The sequence below is a fragment of the Rhizobium sp. 10PS4 genome (assembly GCF_032464805.1).
GTDB lineage: Bacteria > Pseudomonadota > Alphaproteobacteria > Rhizobiales > Rhizobiaceae > Rhizobium > Rhizobium laguerreae.
The window spans coordinates 1-2,282 of sequence record NZ_JAWDIW010000033.1 but is presented as its reverse complement, the minus strand read 5'-3'; the positions used below and the strand labels follow the sequence as shown (position 1 = coordinate 2,282).

The 2,282-nt window shown below is 65.2% G+C and carries 2 protein-coding genes; both read right to left on the bottom strand.

Annotated elements, in window-relative coordinates:
• The coding region (locus tag RWJ89_RS33210; protein ID WP_168285266.1) for a cytochrome c-type biogenesis protein at positions 1–390 on the bottom strand (390 nt) is incomplete at its 3' end.
• Positions 387–2,282 (bottom strand): heme lyase CcmF/NrfE family subunit (locus RWJ89_RS33205; RefSeq protein WP_316032033.1); only part of this gene is annotated, 1,896 nt, incomplete at its 5' end. The genes RWJ89_RS33205 and RWJ89_RS33210, both read right to left, overlap by 4 nt.

The window sequence follows — 2,282 nt, the reverse complement described above, 5'->3', positions numbered from 1 at the left end:
GCCGGCCCTCTTGCGCGCAAAGACCAGCAATGACAGCCCGCCGGCCAGCACCAGCAGCACCGGCGCACCCCAGAGCAGCACCGTCTTCATGCTGACACGCGGCTTCAACAGCACGAACTCGCCGTAGCGCGAGACGATATAAGTCAGCACCGCCTCGTCGCTGTCGCCGTCGGCGATGCGCTCGCGCACCAGCAGGCGCAAATCCTTGGCCAGATCGGCGTTGGAATCGTCGATCGACTGGTTCTGGCAGACCATGCAGCGCAGTTCCGCCGAAAGGGCGCGGGCGCGCGCTTCGAGCGCCGGATCGGCCAGCACCTCGTCAGGATTGACGGCGAAGGCGGGGGCCGCCATCAGCAGCAAAGCGAAAGCCAGGAAGAGACGCCGCATCATTCCGCCGGCTCCATTGCGGGAGCTGCCGGCTTCGCCTTGCGGCGCGGGGCGCCGACACGCAGGCGCCGGTCGCTGAGCGAGACGAGGCCGCCGAAGGCCATGAACACCGCGCCGCCCCAGATGCAGAGAATGAACGGCTTCCACCAGATACGCACGACGATGCCACCGTCCTTGGTGGCGTCACCGAGCGATACATAGAGCTGGCTGAGCCCGAAGGTCAGGATGCCGGCCTCCGTCGTCGGCATCTGGCGGGCGGTGTAAAGGCGCTTGGCCGACCAGGTATCGGCAACCGCGACACCGGCGCGCCGGATGGTGAAGTGGCCGCGGTCCTCGCTATAATTCGGTCCGGTCGCCGGCTGCATGCCGTCGAAATGCAGGCTGTAACCGCCGGCCTCGGTCACCTGCCCCGGTTTCATCTCGATGACGTGCTCGCTTTCGAACGTCGTGACCGCGACGATGCCGAGCACGGTGACGCCGAGCCCGGCATGGGCGAGCGCGGTGCCGAAGGCCGAACGCGGCAGGCCGGAAAGCCGGCGCCAGGCAAGATGGCCCGCGACCTTACCGATGCCGGCGCGATACCAGAGATCGGCCACCGCACCGAGGACCAGGAACAGCCCGGCAGCGAGGCCGAACACCGAAAGCACCGGCCCGCCATGTTCGATGTAGAAGAAGACCACCGCGGCAAGGAAGGCGAGACCAGCGACGACATAGAGCCGCTGCAGGGCGCCGAGCAGATCGCCGCGCTTCCAGGCAAGCATCGGCCCGAAGGGCACGATGACGATCAGCGGCGCCATCAGCAGGCCAAAGGTCAGGTTGAAGAAGGGCGCTCCGACGGAAATCTTGTCGCCGGTCAGCGTTTCCAACAGCAGCGGATAGAGCGTGCCGGTGAGCACCGTGCCGCAGGCGACCGTCAGGATCAGATTGTTGACGACGAGCGCGCCCTCACGCGAAATCGGCGCAAACAGTCCGCCTGCCGACAGCTTCGGCGCGCGGAAGGCAAACAGCGACAGCGCCCCGCCGATGAAGATCAGCAGGATGCAGAGAATGAAGACGCCGCGGGAGGGGTCGCTGGCAAAGGCATGCACCGAAGTCAGCACGCCGGAGCGCACCAGGAAGGTGCCCATCAGCGACAGCGAGAAAGTGAGGATGGCAAGCAGCACCGTCCAGATCTTCAGCGCCTCGCGCTTTTCCATGACGAGCGCCGAATGCAGCAGTGCGGTGCCGGCGAGCCAGGGCATGAAGGAGGCGTTTTCCACCGGGTCCCAGAACCACCAGCCGCCCCAGCCGAGCTCGTAATAGGCCCAGTAGGAGCCCATGGCGATGCCAAGCGTCAGAAAGGTCCAGGCCGCCAGCGTCCAGGGCCGCACCCAGCGTGCCCAGGCGGCGTCGATGCGTCCTTCCATGAGGGCCGCGACGGCAAAGGAGAAGCAGACGGAGAAGCCGACATAACCGAGATAGAGCAGCGGCGGGTGGATCGCGAGGCCGACATCCTGAAGAACCGGGTTGAGATCGCGGCCCTCGGCCGGCGCCGGATCGAGCCGCAGGAAGGGATTGGAGGTCAACAGAATGAACAGCGTGAAGGCGACCGAAATCCAGGCCTGCACGGAAAGTACATTGGCCTTCAGCGTCTCCGGCAGATTGCGGCCGAAGATGGCGACCAGCGCGCTGAACAGCGTCAGGATCAACAGCCAGAGCATCATCGATCCCTCGTGATTGCCCCAGACGCCGGAATATTTATAGATGAGCGGCACCAGCGAATGCGAATTCTCCCAGACGTTCTCGACCGAGAAATCCGAGACGACATGGGCATAGGTCAGCACGGCGAAGGAGAAGGTGACAAGCGCAAACATCGCCAGCGAGCCGATCGTCGCCACATCCATCATCGCCCGGTC